Genomic DNA, 15,356 nt, shown 5'->3' with positions numbered 1-15,356 from the left:
GGAGAACGCCATGACCGAAGACCTCGCGGTCGCCGCACCGGCCCCCGCCACCGTCACCGACCCGCGCGCGGGCAGCTTCCGCGTCGACGCCCACCACGGCGAGATCCTGCAAGGAGTCTTCGTCACCGATGGCCGGCTCCGCCGCGGCTTGGTGACGCTGCCGTGCCCGCTGTACAGCACCCGTGCCACGTTCCTGCCCACCGACGACGAGGGCACGACCGTGCGTCCCGCGTGGCGCACCAAGGCGCGCCGTGCCGCCGACCTGACCTTGGCCCGGCTCGGGCACCCGGTCCCGGGCGGCCTGCTCGACATCACCAGCGACATCCCGCTCTGCCGGGGGTTCGGCTCCTCGACCGCGGACGTGACGTCGGCGATCGGCGCGGTCCTCGCCGCGACCGGCCGCCGGCTCTCGCCCGCCGAGGTCGGCGCGCTGGCCGTCGAGGCCGAAACCGCGTCCGACTCGCTGATGTACGGCGGCCGGGCCGTGGTCTTCGCCCACCGCGAAGGCGAGCCCATCGAAGACCTGGGCGAGCTGATGCCGTTGGCCGTGCTGGGGTTCGGCACCAGCCCGGGCGGGCGTGGCGTCGACACCCTGAAGCTGCCGCCCGCGCGCTACACGTCGTGGGAGATCGAGGCGTTCCGGCCGTTGCGCGGCCTGCTGCGCCGGGCCGTGCGCGACGGCGACGCGGGCCTGCTCGGCCGCGTCGCCACCGCCAGCACCCTGCTCAACCAGCGTCACCTGCCCATTCCCGGGCTGGACGACGTGCTCGCCGCCGCCCGCGCGGCCGAGGCCACCGGTGTCCAGGTGGCCCACAGCGGCGACGTCGCCGGCCTGCTGTTCGACGCGCGCGACCCCGAAACCCCGGCCCGGCTGGAGTTCGCCGCCGCGCGGCTGGCCGCCCTGGGCGTGACCGAGACCTGGCAGTTCGAAACCGAGAGGTGAGTCCGATGACCCTTGCCGCACCCGTCAGCCGGTCCGTCGTGGAGGCGACCGAGCTGCCCCGGATCATCCGGATCCGGCCCAACTTCCACGTCGCAGCCTTCGGCCTGATGAAGCTGCTGCCCGCCCGGTTCATGCTCGACCGCGCCGAAGAACGCGGTGAAGTCGGTCCCGGCACGACCGTGCTCGAGACGTCGTCGGGCACCTTCGGCCTCGGCCTCGCGATGGTCTGCCGGCTGCGCGGCTACCCGCTCACGATCGTCGGCGACCCGGCCATCGACGCGCCGTTGAAGCGCCGGCTCGAGCACCTCGGCGCCCGCGTCGAGATCTGCCCGAAGCCCAGCCCGGTCGGCGGGTTCCAGCGCGCCCGGCTCGACCGGCTGGAGGAGCTGCGCGCGGAGTACCCGAACCACTGGGTACCGGGCCAGTACAGCAATCCCGACAACCCGCGGTCGTACGCGCTGGTGGCCGAGCAGCTCGCCGAGACGATCGGCGTGCCCGACTGCCTGGTCGGCGCGGTCGGCTCCGGCGGTTCGACGTCGGGCACGAGCTCGTTCCTGCGGATGCTCGTGCCGGACCTGACGCTCATCGGCGTCGACACCCAGCGCAGCGCCATCTTCGGCCAGCCCGACGGGCCGCGCGTGCTGCGCGGGCTCGGCAACAGCCTGGTACCGGCCAACGTCGACCACACCGGCTACGACCAGGTGCACTGGATCGGCGCGGCCGAGGCGTTCGCCGCGACGCGGGACCTGTACGCGCGACACTGCCTGTTCATGGGCCCGACCAGCGGCGCGTCGTTCAAGGTCGCCGACTGGTTCTCGCGCCGCAACCCGGACGCGACGGTCGTCGCGCTGCTGCCGGACGAGGGCTACCGCTACCAGGACACGGTCTACTCCGACGAGTGGCTGCGCGCGCAGGGGCTGGCCCACGCGGGGGCGGCCGAGCCGTACGAGGTCGTCGCGCCCACCGAGCCGGGCGGTTCGTGGACGTGGCTGAACTGGGGCCGGCGCTCGCTGGCCGACGCGTCGTGAACGGCACGCTGCTGCTCGTCGAGAGCAACACCACCGGCACCGGACGGCTGTTCGCGCGGCAGGCCCGTTCGCTCGGGTTCGAGCCGGTGCTGGCCGCGGCCGACCCGTCGCGGTACCCGTACGCGGCCGAGGACGGCATCCGCGTCGTCCAGTGCGATACGTCCGACGCCTGCGCGGTATTGGCCGCGGAGATCGGTGAACCCGCCGGGGTGACGAGCAGCTCGGAGTACTTCATCCCGGTCGCCGCCCGGATCGCGGCGAAGCTGGGCCTGCCCGGGCCGGATCCCCTGGCCGTGACGGAGTGCCGCAACAAGGCACACCAGCGGACGGTGCTCGGGGCTCCGTGCACGGTGGCGACTTCGGTGGCCGCGGCGGTCGCGGCGGCGGTCGAGTTCCCAGTGGTGCTCAAGCCGGCCGAGGGGTCGGGGAGCGTCGGCGTGCTGCGCTGCGAGACGCCCGACGCGGTCGCGTCCCAGGCGGCGGCGCTGCTTTCGGTGACGCACAACGAACGCGGGCTGCCGGTGCCTGCGCAGGTGCTGGTGGAGCCGTACGCGAGCGGGCCGGAGTACTCGGTCGAGCTGTTCGGCGACGTCGTCGTGGCGGTGGTGCGCAAGCACCTGGGACCGGCGCCGTTCTTCGTCGAGGTCGGCCACGACGTCCCGGCCGCGCTGCCCCCGGCGGACGAGACGGCCCTGATCGACACGGCCCGGGCGGCGGTGACCGCGCTGGGCCTCGGCTTCGGCGCGGCCCACGTCGAGATCCGCCTGACCCCGGACGGGCCGCGGCTGATGGAGGTCAACCCGCGCCCGGCGGGCGGCATGATCCCGGAGCTGGTCCGCGCGGCGACGGGCGTCGACCTGGTGGCGGCGCAGGTGGCGGCGGTCCTGGGGCTGCCGCCGGACCTGCGGGCTTCCCGCCGGGCGTGCGCCTCGCTGCGCTTCCTCACCGCGACCGCGACATCGGTGCTGTCGCCCGGGGACGCCGTGGCGAAGGCAGGCACCGTACCGGGCGTCGTGGAGGCGCGGCTGTACCGGCCGGCCGGCACGGTGGTCCGCCCGGCGCGCGACTACCGCGACCGCGCCGGGCACGTCCTGGCCGTGGCGGACCGGCCCCGCGGCGGCCGCGCGGCCGCGGTCGCCGGACTGGACCGGTTGCGCGCGGCTTTGGTTCCCGCGCCGAGAGGAGAAGCCCGATGACCGCCTCCGGCGTCTTGAATGAGTCATTCAGGACCTCCGAAGACCTGAATGACTCATTCAAGACCACTGGGTCGCGACACCGGAGGGCCCGATGAGCCTGCGGTTCCTCATCACCACGGTGGCCCAGACCGCCGCCGCCCGCCCGCCGGGTGCCTTGAATGACTCATTCAGGTCACCGGTGGTCCTGAATGAGTCATTCAAGACCACCGGGCCCGCAGCACCCCACCCGGACACCCCGGAAGGAGCACCTCGATGACCATCGCCCCAGGCGGAACCGGCCGGCTCACCAGCCCCATCTCCGCCGCGGCCCGGGAGATCCTCTTCGACCGCGACACCGCCCCCGCGCCCGACCCGGTCGCCGCCGAGCTCGGGCTGATCAGCCAGGTCGACCGCGCCCACGTCGTCATGCTCGCCGAACGCGGCATCGTCGACCGCGCCCGCGCCGGCGAACTCCTCCACGGCATCGAAAGCCTGAGAAAACAAGGCTTCGCGCCGCTGCACGACGTCCCCGCACCGCGCGGCCGCTACCTCGCCTACGAGTCCCACCTCATCGACACCCTCGGCGCCGAGGTCGGCGGGATCCTCCACAGTGGACGCTCGCGCAACGACCTCAACGCCACCGTCGTCCGGCTGCGGCTGCGCGAACCGCACGAACGCCTGCTCGCCGAGTCCGACGCCCTCGGCCGCGCCCTGCTCGACCGGGCCCGGCGCTGGGCCGGCGTCACCATGCCCGCCTACACCCACCACCAGCCCGCCGTCCCGATCACCTACGGCCACTACCTCGCCGGCGTGGCGAGTGCGCTCGTCCGCGACGTCGAAGGCGTCTGGCAGGCGGGCGCGGAGATCGACCAGAACCCGCTCGGCGCGGGCGCGGTCGGTGGCACGTCGCTGCCGGTCGACCAGCACCGCACCACCGCGCTGCTCGGCTTCGCCACCCCGATCCCGAACTCGCTGCACGCCGTCGCGTCGCGGGACCTGGTGCTGCGCCAGCTCTCCGCGGCCACCGTCCTCGGTGTCCTGCTCTGCCGCGTCTCGCACGACCTGCAGGCGTGGACCAGCGCCGAGGCCGGGCTGCTGCGGCTGGCCGACGACGTCGTCGGGTCCAGCTCGATGATGCCGCAGAAGCGCAACCCGTTCCTGCTCGAACACGTCCAGGGCCGGGCGCTGGCCCCGCTCGGCGCGTTCACCGCGTCGGCGAGCGCGATGGCCACCGCCCGCTTCACCAACGCCATCGCGGTCGGCACCGAAGCCGTCGCCCCGGCGTGGTCGGCGCTCGAAGCCGCGACCGACGCCGTCGTCCTGCTGCGGCTCGTCGTCGAGGGCGCCGAGCCGGTGCCGGAGCGGATGTACGAACGGGCCGTCGACGGCCAGACCGCGGCGACCCACCTGGCCGAACGGCTCGTCGACGCCGGCGTCCCGTTCCGGCAGGCCCACCACGAAGTCGGCGCCATCGCCAAGGAAGCCCTCGCCGCCGGGGTGCCGCTGCACGACGTCGCCCGCGTCCGGCTGGCCGGGCAGCCCGAGCACGTCCTCGCCGCGCTCGACCCGGCCGAGGTCGCCCAGCACGCTGCCCACGGCGGCGGCCCGGCGCGGGAGTCCGTGCTCGCCGCCGTCACCGAAGCCGAAGCCGGGTTCGCCCGGATCCGCGCCGCCGCGGAGGAACGCCGCTGGCGCTGGAGCCAGGCCGAAATCGGCCTCGACGACGCCGTCCGAACCCTCACCCACTGACCTCTGAGGAGCCTGTTGTGACCACTTTCGCCGACGACCTCGCGACCCTCCGCCCGGAGCCCGCGTCCCCCCAGGACACCTACGTCGAGCTGCGCAGCGACACCTTCACCCTGCCGACCCCCACGATGCTCGAAGCCGCCGCGCGCGCCCCGCTCGGCGACGACGTCTACGGCGAGGACCCGACCGTGGACCGGCTGGAGCAGCTCGCCGCCGAACTGCTCGGCAAGCAGGCCGGCTGCCTGATGCCCAGCGGCACCATGGCGAACCTGACCGCGCTGCTCGCGCACTGCCCGCGCGGCGGCAAGGCGATCGTCGGGCACGAGTCCGATGTGTACGTCTACGAAGCGGGCGGCGCGTCGCTGTGCGGCGGTATCGTCTACGACCCGCTGCCGAACCTGCCCGACGGCACGATCGACCCGGCTGCCATCGCCGAGGCGTGCGCGGTCGACCGCAGCGACCCGCAGATCGCGCCGCCGGCGGTGCTGAGCCTGGAGACGCCGCAGAACCGGTGCGGCGGGCTGCCCCTGCAGCTGGACTACCTCAGCGAGGTGTCCCGGCTGATCCGCTCGCACGGCGTCGCGCTGCACCTCGACGGCGCCCGGCTGTTCAACGCGGCGGTGGCGCTCGGCGTCAGCGCGGCGGAGGTGGCCAAGCACGCGGACACCGTGCAGATCTGCCTGTCGAAGGGGCTGTGCGCGCCGATCGGTTCGGTGCTGGTCGGCGACCGCGTGACGATCGCGGCGGCGCGCCGGATGCGCAAGATGCTCGGCGGCGGCATGCGCCAGGCCGGGATGATCGCGGCGTGCGGCATCGTGGCGCTGACCGACATGACCGAGCGCCTGGCCGACGACCACGCCCGCGCGGCCCGCCTGGCCCGCGGTCTGTCACGCATCCCGGGTGTCCGGCTGGACCCGGGCCCGCCGCTGACGAACATGGTGTTCTTCAAGGTCCGCGACGACCGCTACACGACCCGGACGCTGATCGAGGCGGCCCGCCGACGGGGGATCCGGGTGGAAGAGCTCGGCACCGACCGCATCCGCGCGGTGACCCACGCGGGCGTGGACGACGACGCCGTGGACCGCGCGGTGTCGGTGTTCGGCGACCTCCTGGGCCACGACGCCCTGGTGCGGTGACGCGCCGGGCCGGGGCGCGTGCGTCCCGGCCCGTAAGGGTTTCCTAATGCCGTGAACCCCCGGTTCCGCGGGCGACCCGGGCTACGGTCGCCCGGTGTCCAGGTCATTGCGAGGGTTCCTCATCGCCGTCCCGGGGTTGTTGCTGGCCGGGTTCGGCGTGGTGCACCCCGCCCAGCTCGACGCGGCCACGGCGCCCTGGTGGACCACGCTGCACATCATCCTGCTGCCGGTCTTCCCGCTGCTGGGGGTGGCGGCGTGGTATCTGCTGGCCTCCGCGCCGCCGTGGTTGCGGTGGCCCGGGCGGGTGGCGGCGTTCGGGTACGCGGCCTTCTACGGCGGGCTCGACGCCGTCGCGGGGATCGCCGGGGGCACGGTGGTCCACGCCCAGCACGGCGCCACCCCGGTCGTCGGCGCGGTGTTCACGGTCGGGGACCTGGTGGGCCACATCGGCGCGGCCTGCTTCCTCGTGGCGAGCGCGCTGATCGTCGTGGCGGCGGTCCTGCGCGCGGGGTGGTGGGCCGTGCCGGGTGGGGCGGTCCTGCTGCTCGCGAGCGTGTCCTTTCTGGACAGTCACATCTTCTGGCCGCGCGGGGTGGTCACGATGCTCGGCGTCGCCGCCGGGATGTCGTGGCTGTCCCTCGCCGGCGAGCGAAGCGCGGAAGACAGGAGAACGGCATGAGCCGCACGCGACGTCTGCTCACCCGGCCCTGGGTCGTCGGCGTCCTGGTCACGGGGCTGGTCGCGGTCGCGACGGGCCTGTACTGGTTCCAGCCGTGGCGGCTCTGGGTGGACGAGACGGTCGAGGAGTCTCTGCCGCTCGCCGCCACCGTGTCTCAAACCGCCGTGCCGACATCCCCACCCACCCAGCCCACTCAGCCCACCGAGGCTGCCGCACCGGCCGAGGTCGCGACCGGGACGCTGATCAGCCACGAGCACCGGACCGCCGGGACCGTCCGGATCCTGCGTGCCGCCGACGGGTCGCTCGTGCTGCGCCTGGAGGACCTGGCGACCAGCAGCGGCCCGGACGTGCACGTCTGGCTGAGCGACGCCCCGGTGAAGCCGGGCAAGGACGGCTGGGGCCTGTTCGACGACGGCCGGTACCTCGACGTGGGCAAGCTCAAGGGCAACAAGGGGAACCAGAACTACCCGCTGCCCGCGGGCACCGACCTGGCCGGCTACACCAGCGTGAGCATCTGGTGCGACCGCTTCGACGTCTCCTTCGGCGCGGCCGAGCTGTCCACCTGAGGCGCCTGACCGCCGACCGGGGCTTGACACGTCGTCCACTCCGGCTGTACATGTTTGTACATGTTCACCCGGCAGTCGCTGATGCGCGAGCGAGCGCTCGGCGCCTTCTACGGTCTCGCGATCGGCGACGCCCTCGGCATGCCCACGCAGTCGATGTCGCGTGCCGCCATCGCGCGGGCGTACGGGCCGATCAGCGGGTTCGTCGACGCCGTCGCCGAGCAGCCGATCGCCCCCGGGATGCCGGCCGGGTCGATCACCGACGACACCGAACAGGCCGTGCTCGTGGCCCGGCTCGCCATCGACGGCGGGGGCCGGATCGACGCCCACGCCTTCGCCGCCGCCCTGCGCGAGTGGGAGGCGGACATGATCCGCCGCGGCTCGCTCGACCTGCTCGGCCCCTCGACCCGGCGCGCCCTCGACCGCCTCGACGCGGGCGCCGGCGCCGAGGAGGCCGGCCGGGACGGCGCCACCAACGGCGCCGCCATGCGGATCACCCCCATCGGCATCGCCACGCCGCTCGGCGAAGGGTTCCTCGACGCCGTCGTCGCCGCCAGCCGCGTGACCCACAACACCGGCCTGGGGATCGCCGCGGCCGCCGCGGTGGCCGCCGCTGTCTCGTCCGGTGTGGACGGTGCCGACCTGAAGACCTCCCTCGACGAAGCCGAACAGGCCGCCGCCGAGGGCGCGCTGCGCGGGCACTGGATCGCCGGCGGGGACATCGCCGCCCGGATCGCCTGGGCGCGCGGCTGGGTGCGGGGCCTGGGCCGCGCCGGCCTGGCCGACGCGCTCACCCAGGTCATCGGGACGTCGGTCGCCGCGCAGGAATCCGTGGTCGCCGCGTTCGCGCTCGCCGAAATCCTCGGCGACGACCCGGTCGCGGCGCTGACTCTCGCCGCCGAGATCGGCGGCGACACCGACACCGTGGCAGCCGTGTGCGGGGCGATCCTCGGCGCACACCACGGGATTTCCGGACTGCCCGCCCCCTTGGTCGATAAGGTGCGCGCGGTCAACCGGCTCGAGCTGGCCGTCATCGTGGACGGCCTCCTGCAGGTGCGAGGTAACGATGGTCGAATCAGGTCAGGTCCCCGGCGCTAGCGTCGCGGACACGGTGGCGAGCCCGCAGCGGTCGGGAGCGCTGGAGACCCGCGGGATCGAGCCCGTGCCCGCGGGCGAGCGCCACGGGCACCCGATGCAGCTGTTCTGGGTGTGGTTCGCGGCGAACATCAGCATCCTCGGGCTGCCGCTCGGTGCGACGCTGGTCGCGGTGCAGCACCTGGCGTTCTGGCAGGCGGCCCTCGTCGCGGTGCTCGGTGCCGTCGGGTCGTTCGCGGTCGTCGGCGTCGTCTCCATCGCCGGGCGGCGCGGTGGCGCGCCCGGGCTCACCTTGTCCCGCGCGGTGTTCGGCGTCCGGGGCAACATCGGGCCGACGGTCGTGTCGCTGGTGTCCCGGCTCGGCTGGGAGACGGTCAACACGACGACCGCCGCGTTCGCGTTCCTTTCCCTGTGCGCGATCCTGTTCGGGGCGAACGCGGACGCGAAGGCGTCACCGGTGCTGACGATCGCCGGTGTGGCGCTGTTCGTCCTGCTCACGGTGACGGTCTCCGGGCTCGGGCACGCCGTCCTGGTGGCGGTGCAGCGCTGGTCGACGTGGATCTTCGGCGCCCTCAACGTCGTCGTCGCCGTCAGCCTGATCACCCGCATCCACTGGGGCCAGGTGTTCGCCGCGTCGCCGGCGCCGGTCGGCGCGATGATCGCCGGCGTCGGCACCATCGCCGCCGGGACCGGGATCGGCTGGGCCAACGCGTCCGCCGACATGTCGCGCTACCAGTCGCCCACCGTGCGGGCGGGCTCGCTCGTCGCCTCCGCCGCGGCGGGCGCGGGGATCCCGCTGGTGCTGCTCATCTCGCTCGGCAGCCTGGTCTCGGCCGACGACCCGTCGCTGGCTTCGGCGGGTGACCCGGTCGCGGCCATCCGCGAGCTGCTGCCGAGCTGGATGGCGGTGCCGTACCTGATCGCCGCGTTCGGCGGGCTGCTGCTCTCGAACCACCTGTCCGTGTACTCCGCCGGCCTCACCACGCTGACCCTGGGCATCCGGCTCAAGCGCGTGTACGCCGTGGTCGTCGACATCATCGTGACGTTCCTCGGCTCGCTGTACTTCATGCTCGTGGCGGACGGCTTCTACGGCCCGTTCATCGCGTTCATCAGCCTGCTGGCGGTGCCGATCACGGCGTGGGTCGGCGTGTTCGTCGTCGACATGGTGCGCCGGCGCGACTACGACCCGGCCGCGCTGATGGACGTCCACCGCACCAGCGCGTACTGGTACCGCGCGGGCTGCGAGCCGCGCGCCCTGCTGGCCTGGGCGGCGGCCATCGTCGCGGGCTACCTGTTCACGACGGCCGGCACCGGGGACGACGCCTGGTTCACCGGGCCCCTCGCCGGCACCTGGCTCGGCGTCAACGGACTGGGCTGGGTCGTCACCTTCGCCGTGGGCGCCGGGTTGTACGCCGCGCTCGGCGGTGCGAGGATCCGGCGATGACCGGCCGGCTCGTCCACACCGGACAGGCCATCGTGGACCTCGTGATGCGGGTCGAGGCGCTGCCGTCGGCGGGTGGTGACGTGCTCGCCTCGGACGTCCGCTTCACCGCGGGCGGCGGGTTCAACGTGATGGCCGCCGCGGCCCGCGCCGGGGCGGAGGTCGTCTACGCGGGGGAGCACGGCACCGGGCGGTTCGGCGACCTGGTCCGGGAAGCCCTGGCCGCCGAGGGCGTCGAGCTGGTCCAGACCCCGGCCGCGGCGGACACGGGCGTGTGCGTCGTCCTGGTCGACGCGGCGGGCGAACGGACGTTCATCACCGAGACCGGCGCCGAGGGCACGCTTACGGCCGAGCACCTGCACCGGGTGCGGCCGCGGGCCGGGGACCTGGTGTACGTCACCGGGTACAGCCTCCTGCGGGAGTCCAACCGCGACGCGCTGCTCGCGTGGCTGCCGTCGATGGGGGAGCACCGGGTGCTGCTGGACCCCGGCCCGCTCGCGGCGGACGTCGCCCCCGACGTCTGGCGGGCGGTGCTGCCGCACGTGGACATCCTCTCGTGCAACGCCGCCGAAGCCGCCGCGATGTCCACTGTGGACGGCGTCGAGGCCGTGCCGGTGCGGGTCACGCGCGTCGGCGCGGAAGGGTGCGATGTCGTCGAGAACGGGGTGACCGTGCGCGTCCCGGGGTTCCCGGTCGACCCGGTGGACACCAACGGCGCCGGGGACGCGCACGCCGGGGTGCTGGCGGCGGAACTGCTGCGCGGCGAGCCGCTGCTCGTCGCGGCCGAACGCGCGAACGCCGCCGCCGCGATCGCGGTCGGGCGCTACGGCCCGGCGACGAGCCCGTCCCGCGCGGAGGTCGACGAGCTTTTGGCGGCTCGCCGGTAGCTTCAGGAGCCGCCGGCGAGCAAGTCGCCCAGCCCGCCCCGGGCGTCTTCGAGCACAAGGGCCTCGGCCTTCGCCGAGTCGCCCGCCCGCAGCGCGTGCACGAGCGCGCGGTGGGTCGCGTAGCGGTCCAGGCCGAACCTTTCGTCCACGCTCACGCGTTCGATCACCCGCGAACGCCGCTCCGGGTAGGAGAACACCCGGGTCTGGTCGAGCAGCCGGACGAGCACGGGGTTGCCGGCGCACGCCTCGACGAGGGCGTTGAACTGCTGCATGGCGTCGAAGAGCCGTCCGACGTGCTTCACGACGTCCTGCCCGGCCTCGTGGCGTTGCTTGATGAGGATGAGCAGGTCGTCGGCCTCGTCGAGGACCTCGTCGAGCCCGTCCAGCTGCTCGGGCGTCGCGTGCCGGGCGGCGAAGCGCGCCACCATCCCGCGCAGGCCCACCTCGACCTCGGCGAGGTCCTGGATCGCGACGCCGCCGAACATCGCCACCTTGACCGTCCGCGGGCCGGACCGTTCGAGCAGGCCGTCCTGCTCGAGGCGCCGGATGGCTTCGCGCACCGGCGTCGGGCTGACCGACAGCTGTTCGGCGAAGCCGCGTTCGGTGACCTTCTGCCCCGGGCGCAGTTCGCCGGTGGTGATCGCGTCGCGGATCGCGCGGTACACGCGGTCGGCCAGCGTGTCGGTCTGCAGTGCCTCGCCCATCACGAGCCCAGCCTACTGGCCATGGCAAATCTTGTTTGCAACTATTGACCATCTTGCTATAGCAAAAGTACGGTGGCCGTCACCACCAGGGCGGTGGGGGAGGGAAGGTGCCGACGATGACGTCGACCACCCCGCGCGTCCGGACGGGACGCATCACGTTCTTCGTGGCGCTGGCGGTCTTCGCGCAGGAGTCGACGTGGAACCTCTACGATTCGCAGGTCCCGCCGCTGCTGCGCGAGCACGTGAGCAGCGCCGCGCTGATCGGCGCGCTGATGGGGATGGACAACCTGCTCGGCATCTTCATCCAGCCGTGGATGGGCAACCGCTCGGACGGCACCCGGACGTCCTGGGGCCGGCGCATCCCGTACCTCGTCGTCGGCATGCCGGTGGCGGCGCTGCTGTTCGTCCTCATCCCGCACGCAGCGGTCTCGCTGCCGCTGCTGATCGCGGTGATGTTTAGCTACGCGCTCGTCGCGAACTCCTTCAAACCGATCGCCGAGTCGTTGCTCCCGGACTACATCGGCCCCGAGCGGCGCAGCCGGGCCAACGCGGCGGTCAAGATCGCCTCCAGCATCACCGTGATCGTCGCCGCGCTGATCAGCCTCTTCCTGATCGACGACTTCCCGAAGCTGTCGTTCGCGATCCCGGCGGTCCTGATGCTGGTGTCCGTGGGCGTGCTCGGCTGGCGGGTGCGCGACAGCAGGTCCCCGGCCTACCAGGCCGCGCTCGAAGAGGATCGCTCCGAAATGGACGCCGGACCTCGCGTCCGGATGCGCGACGTCCTGCTCGACATCGTGCGGGACGCCGACCGCAGCCGGCTGCTGGTCATCCTGGCCGTCTTCGCCTTCGGCGGCGCGTGGTTCGCGTCGCGGTCACTCGTCACCAACTACGGCCTGGAGACCCTGGGCCTGTCCCGCGGCGACGCGGGCGGGCTGACCCTGCCCAGCGGCCTGGCGTTCATCGCGGCCGCGTACCCGGTGGCGCTGCTCGCCGAACGCTTCGGCCGGCTGCGGATGATCCTGATCGGCATGGCCGTGTTCGCCACGGCGATGGTGCTCGGGACGCTCGTGCGAACGCCCACGGGCACGGTCGTCGCGATGTGCGTGGCAGCCGCGGGAGCGGCGGCGTTCATGGTCAACATGGCGGTGGTCCTGTGGAACCTCGCGCCGTCGGCCCGGGTGCTCGGCACCTACACGGGCCTCTACACCGTCGGCTGGTCGGCGGGCGGGTTCGTCGGCCCGGCCCTGGTCGGCGGCATGGTCGACGTGACCGGCTGGCCGTTCATGCTCCTCGACGTCGGACTCGTCACGGCGGTCGCGGTGCTCCTGGTGGCCCGCGTCGCCGTGCTTCAGCGACGCAGCCCCGATGGGCACGCGCTGTGAGTCGCGCGGCGCTCGACGGAATCGACGCGGCTCCGGTGGCCGACGAGCGAAGTGCCGGCCCGCGAGGGGCGGCTCGTGCAGTCCGCTTCCTTCGTGACGCAGGCGAAGTGGCCGCGCGAGGACGGGTACGAACTGCGCGGCAACCCCGATTCGTTGTCAACGGAGGGAAATGAAGGACATGGAGAAAGTACGCGTGCTGGCACCGAGCGGCATGCTCGGCGCGGGGTGGGACCACGCGACGGTCGAACGCGGCATCGCCCTGGGCGCCGACGTCATCAGCATCGACGGCGGGTCGACCGACTCGGGCCCCTACTACCTCGGCGCCGCGACGGCCAAGACGACCGCGAAGGCCGTCGCGCGCGACCTGCGCAGCCTGTTCACGGCCGCCGCGGGTGCCGGGATCCCGGTGATCGTGGGCTCCTGCGGCACGAGCGGGACCGACACCGGCGTCGACTGGGTCGCCGGGATCGCCGCCGACGTGCTCGCGGAGGAAGGCCTCGACCTGAAGGTCGCGAAGATCTACAGCGAGCAGGACGCCGCCGAACTGAAGGAGCACCTCGGCGCGGGCCGCGTGCATCCGTTGCCCCCGCTGGGAGAACTGACCGCCGAGACCCTCGAGAGCTGCACCCACATCGTCGGCGCGATGGGGCACGAGCCGATCGTCGAAGCACTGCGCGCGGGTGCTCAGGTCGTGCTGGCCGGCCGTGCGACCGACACGGCGGTGGCGGCCGCCTACCCGCTCATGAAGGGCATGCCGGCCGGGCCGACGTGGCACGCCGCCAAGATCGTCGAGTGCGGTGGCCAGTGCACCGACAACCCGCGCGCGGGCGGCGTCCTGGCCACCATCGACGCCGACGGCTTCACCATCGAGCCGCTCGACCCGGGATCGGCGTGCACCCCGATCCTGGTTGCCGCTCACATGCTCTACGAGACGGCGGACCCCTTCGAGATGCGCGAACCCGACGGCACCCTCGACGTTCGCGAGGCGCGCTACACCGCCGTCGACGACCGGATCGTCCGCGTGGAAGGGTCGAAGTTCCACGTCGCGGACCGGCACACGATCAAGCTCGAAGGCACGCGGATCACCGGGTACGAAACGATGTCGTTCTCGGCCATCCGCGACCCGCTGGTGCTCGCCGACATCGACGAGTGGGCTTCGCTGATGCGCGCGGTGATCACGCAGCGGGTGAGCCAGACACTCGGGCTGGCCGACGACGAGTACGCCTTCGACCTGCGGCTCTACGGCCACAACGCCGTGCTGGGCGAGCTCGAACCCGAGACCGGGCCGCCGCGCGAGGTGGGCGTGATGCTGCGGGTCAACGCGCCCGACCAGGCGACGGCGACCGCGGTGGCGAAGATCGCCAACCCGCTGATGCTGCACCTGCCGACGCCGTCGATGGACTACCTGCCGAGCTTCGCGTTCCCGTCGTCCCCGGCGGAGGTCGAGCGCGGCGCGGCGTACGAGTTCGTGCTGAACCACGTCGTCGACTGCGCGCCGCTGAGCATGTTCCGGATCGAGTTCGGGGAGAAGACCCATGCCTGACACGACTTTGGCGGAGCTGGCCCACGAGGTCCGGTCCAAGAACGCGGGCCCGTTCTGGGTGACGATGGAGCTCTTCATGCGCGATGAAGACGGCTATCGGATCGCGGCGGACGAGACGTTCCTCAACGAGCGCGTGGTGGCGTCGCTCTATCGCGTCGACGAAGCAACGATCCGGATCTTCCGGATCCCGTCGCTGAACGTCGTGAAGATTTCGTTCCCGCGTCCGGTGAGCCAGGGGTCGCTGCGGGACCGGGACATGCACGCGGGGCAGCACCACGTGCCGCTGGCGAGGATGGTGGTCCCGGCCGTCAGCCGATGAGGCGGGGGAACAGCTTGCGAACACCTCGCCGGAGGTCGTCGAGCGCGTCGTCCGCGCCGACGATGTGGCGCTGCAACGCCTGCTGGAACAGCCCGTCGAAGAGCGCGTACGCCTCCGGTGGCGTGCACGTCGGCTCGATCCCGCTCAAGTCCGCGTAGGCGCGGACGTTCCGCCAGATCATCTCCTGCAGGCTGTCGTCGATCTCGGCGACGTCGTCGCGGAAGGCTTCCTCGAACAGGGACTGCGACCGCAGGTCGTACCAGAGCCGGTGCATGAGCGGCGCCTCTTCGAGCGCCGCCGCCAGCCCGTCCGCGCACGCTTCGGCCAGCGCGGACGGGGTGGCCGCCCCGCCCACTCCGCCCTCGTAGCGCTTCACGCACGCTTCCTTGTAGCGGCGGACGCAGTACGTGATCAGCTCGACTTTGTCGGCGAAGTAGTAGTGCAGCAGCCCGTGCGAAAACTTGGTGTGCTCGGCGATCGTGCGCAGGCTCGTGCGGGCGTAACCGAGATCGGCCAACGCCAGCAGGGCAGCGTCGGCGAGTTCGCGACGGCGGTCTTCGAACTTGTCGACGCGGGTCCGGCGCTGCACAGCGGCTGGGCTGGTCACCGGCCGAAGATACCATCGAGCGGTTCTCTGACCAATCGTCCAAGAAAATCTTGACATTCGTCCAAACGGCGGCCAAGGTCGTGTCCAGCGACCGACGGAGCTCGGGAG

General features: G+C 72.8%; 15 protein-coding genes. 13 read left to right on the top strand and 2 right to left on the bottom strand.

Annotated features, from left to right (window positions below; genetic code table 11):
- Positions 1-10 precede the first annotated feature (10 nt).
- The 10 genes from QQ657_RS04835 to QQ657_RS04790 all read left to right on the top strand — a co-directional run bounded on the left by QQ657_RS04835 (position 11) and on the right by QQ657_RS04790 (position 10,693).
- On the top strand, positions 11-943 hold the full coding sequence (locus QQ657_RS04835; RefSeq protein ID WP_284740816.1) for a GHMP family kinase ATP-binding protein: 933 nt from the start codon (positions 11-13) through the stop codon (positions 941-943).
- 5 nt (positions 944-948) lie between these two features.
- The gene (locus QQ657_RS04830; RefSeq protein ID WP_284740815.1) at positions 949-1,971 is read left to right on the top strand and encodes a pyridoxal-phosphate dependent enzyme; all 1,023 of its coding nucleotides are present in this window, start codon (positions 949-951) and stop codon (positions 1,969-1,971) included.
- Positions 1,929-3,167 carry an ATP-grasp domain-containing protein gene (locus QQ657_RS04825; RefSeq protein WP_284740814.1) on the top strand — a complete coding sequence of 413 codons (1,239 nt, stop codon included), beginning with the start codon at positions 1,929-1,931 and terminating at the stop codon, positions 3,165-3,167. The genes QQ657_RS04830 and QQ657_RS04825 overlap by 43 nt, the downstream gene beginning before the upstream one ends.
- A 252-nt stretch (positions 3,168-3,419) precedes the next feature.
- Positions 3,420-4,895: an argininosuccinate lyase gene (locus QQ657_RS04820; protein ID WP_284740813.1), complete on the top strand. Its 1,476-nt coding sequence runs from the start codon at positions 3,420-3,422 to the stop codon at positions 4,893-4,895.
- A gap of 17 nt (positions 4,896-4,912) precedes the next feature.
- The gene (locus tag QQ657_RS04815; protein WP_284740812.1) at positions 4,913-6,028 is read left to right on the top strand and encodes a GntG family PLP-dependent aldolase; all 1,116 of its coding nucleotides are present in this window, start codon (positions 4,913-4,915) and stop codon (positions 6,026-6,028) included.
- Positions 6,029-6,122: 94 nt separating this feature from the next.
- A complete protein-coding gene (locus QQ657_RS04810; RefSeq protein ID WP_284740811.1) occupies positions 6,123-6,707 on the top strand; it encodes a hypothetical protein in 585 nt (194 codons plus the stop codon).
- Positions 6,704-7,273 (top strand): DM13 domain-containing protein, encoded by a 570-nt coding sequence (locus tag QQ657_RS04805; RefSeq protein WP_284740810.1) that lies wholly within the window; start codon positions 6,704-6,706, stop codon positions 7,271-7,273. Before QQ657_RS04810 ends, QQ657_RS04805 begins: the two co-directional genes overlap by 4 nt.
- A gap of 60 nt (positions 7,274-7,333) precedes the next feature.
- The gene (locus tag QQ657_RS04800) at positions 7,334-8,368 is read left to right on the top strand and encodes an ADP-ribosylglycohydrolase family protein (protein ID WP_284740809.1); all 1,035 of its coding nucleotides are present in this window, start codon (positions 7,334-7,336) and stop codon (positions 8,366-8,368) included.
- Positions 8,337-9,809, top strand: a complete 1,473-nt coding sequence (locus QQ657_RS04795; protein ID WP_284740808.1) for a purine-cytosine permease family protein — start codon at positions 8,337-8,339, stop codon at positions 9,807-9,809. Before QQ657_RS04800 ends, QQ657_RS04795 begins: the two co-directional genes overlap by 32 nt.
- Positions 9,806-10,693 carry a PfkB family carbohydrate kinase gene (locus tag QQ657_RS04790; RefSeq protein ID WP_284740807.1) on the top strand — a complete coding sequence of 296 codons (888 nt, stop codon included), beginning with the start codon at positions 9,806-9,808 and terminating at the stop codon, positions 10,691-10,693. Before QQ657_RS04795 ends, QQ657_RS04790 begins: the two co-directional genes overlap by 4 nt.
- A 2-nt stretch (positions 10,694-10,695) precedes the next feature.
- Here the strand turns inward: QQ657_RS04790 and QQ657_RS04785 are convergent, their stop codons facing one another.
- Positions 10,696-11,397 carry a GntR family transcriptional regulator gene (locus QQ657_RS04785; protein ID WP_284740908.1) on the bottom strand — a complete coding sequence of 234 codons (702 nt, stop codon included), beginning with the start codon at positions 11,395-11,397 and terminating at the stop codon, positions 10,696-10,698.
- A 116-nt stretch (positions 11,398-11,513) separates the two neighbouring features.
- Here QQ657_RS04785 and QQ657_RS04780 point away from each other — a divergent pair, with 116 nt between their 5' ends.
- From QQ657_RS04780 to QQ657_RS04770, 3 genes are all read left to right on the top strand, one after another.
- Positions 11,514-12,779 (top strand): MFS transporter, encoded by a 1,266-nt coding sequence (locus tag QQ657_RS04780; RefSeq protein WP_284740806.1) that lies wholly within the window; start codon positions 11,514-11,516, stop codon positions 12,777-12,779.
- 178 nt (positions 12,780-12,957) lie between these two features.
- On the top strand, positions 12,958-14,322 hold the full coding sequence (locus tag QQ657_RS04775) for an acyclic terpene utilization AtuA family protein (protein ID WP_284740805.1): 1,365 nt from the start codon (positions 12,958-12,960) through the stop codon (positions 14,320-14,322).
- Entirely contained in the window at positions 14,315-14,641 is a 327-nt protein-coding gene (locus QQ657_RS04770) for a DUF4387 domain-containing protein (RefSeq protein WP_284740804.1), read from the top strand. Before QQ657_RS04775 ends, QQ657_RS04770 begins: the two co-directional genes overlap by 8 nt.
- On the opposite strand, the gene QQ657_RS04765 is transcribed toward QQ657_RS04770, so the two are convergent.
- Entirely contained in the window at positions 14,631-15,248 is a 618-nt protein-coding gene (locus QQ657_RS04765) for a TetR family transcriptional regulator (protein ID WP_284740803.1), read from the bottom strand. The two genes, QQ657_RS04770 and QQ657_RS04765, sit on opposite strands and share 11 nt — an antisense overlap.
- Between the last annotated feature and the right edge of the window lie 108 nt (positions 15,249-15,356).

Source organism: Amycolatopsis ponsaeliensis, from assembly GCF_030182635.1.
Lineage (GTDB): Bacteria > Actinomycetota > Actinomycetes > Mycobacteriales > Pseudonocardiaceae > Amycolatopsis > Amycolatopsis ponsaeliensis.
The sequence above is the reverse complement of the archived record's forward strand: the minus strand, read 5'-3'. Positions and strand labels throughout refer to the sequence as shown.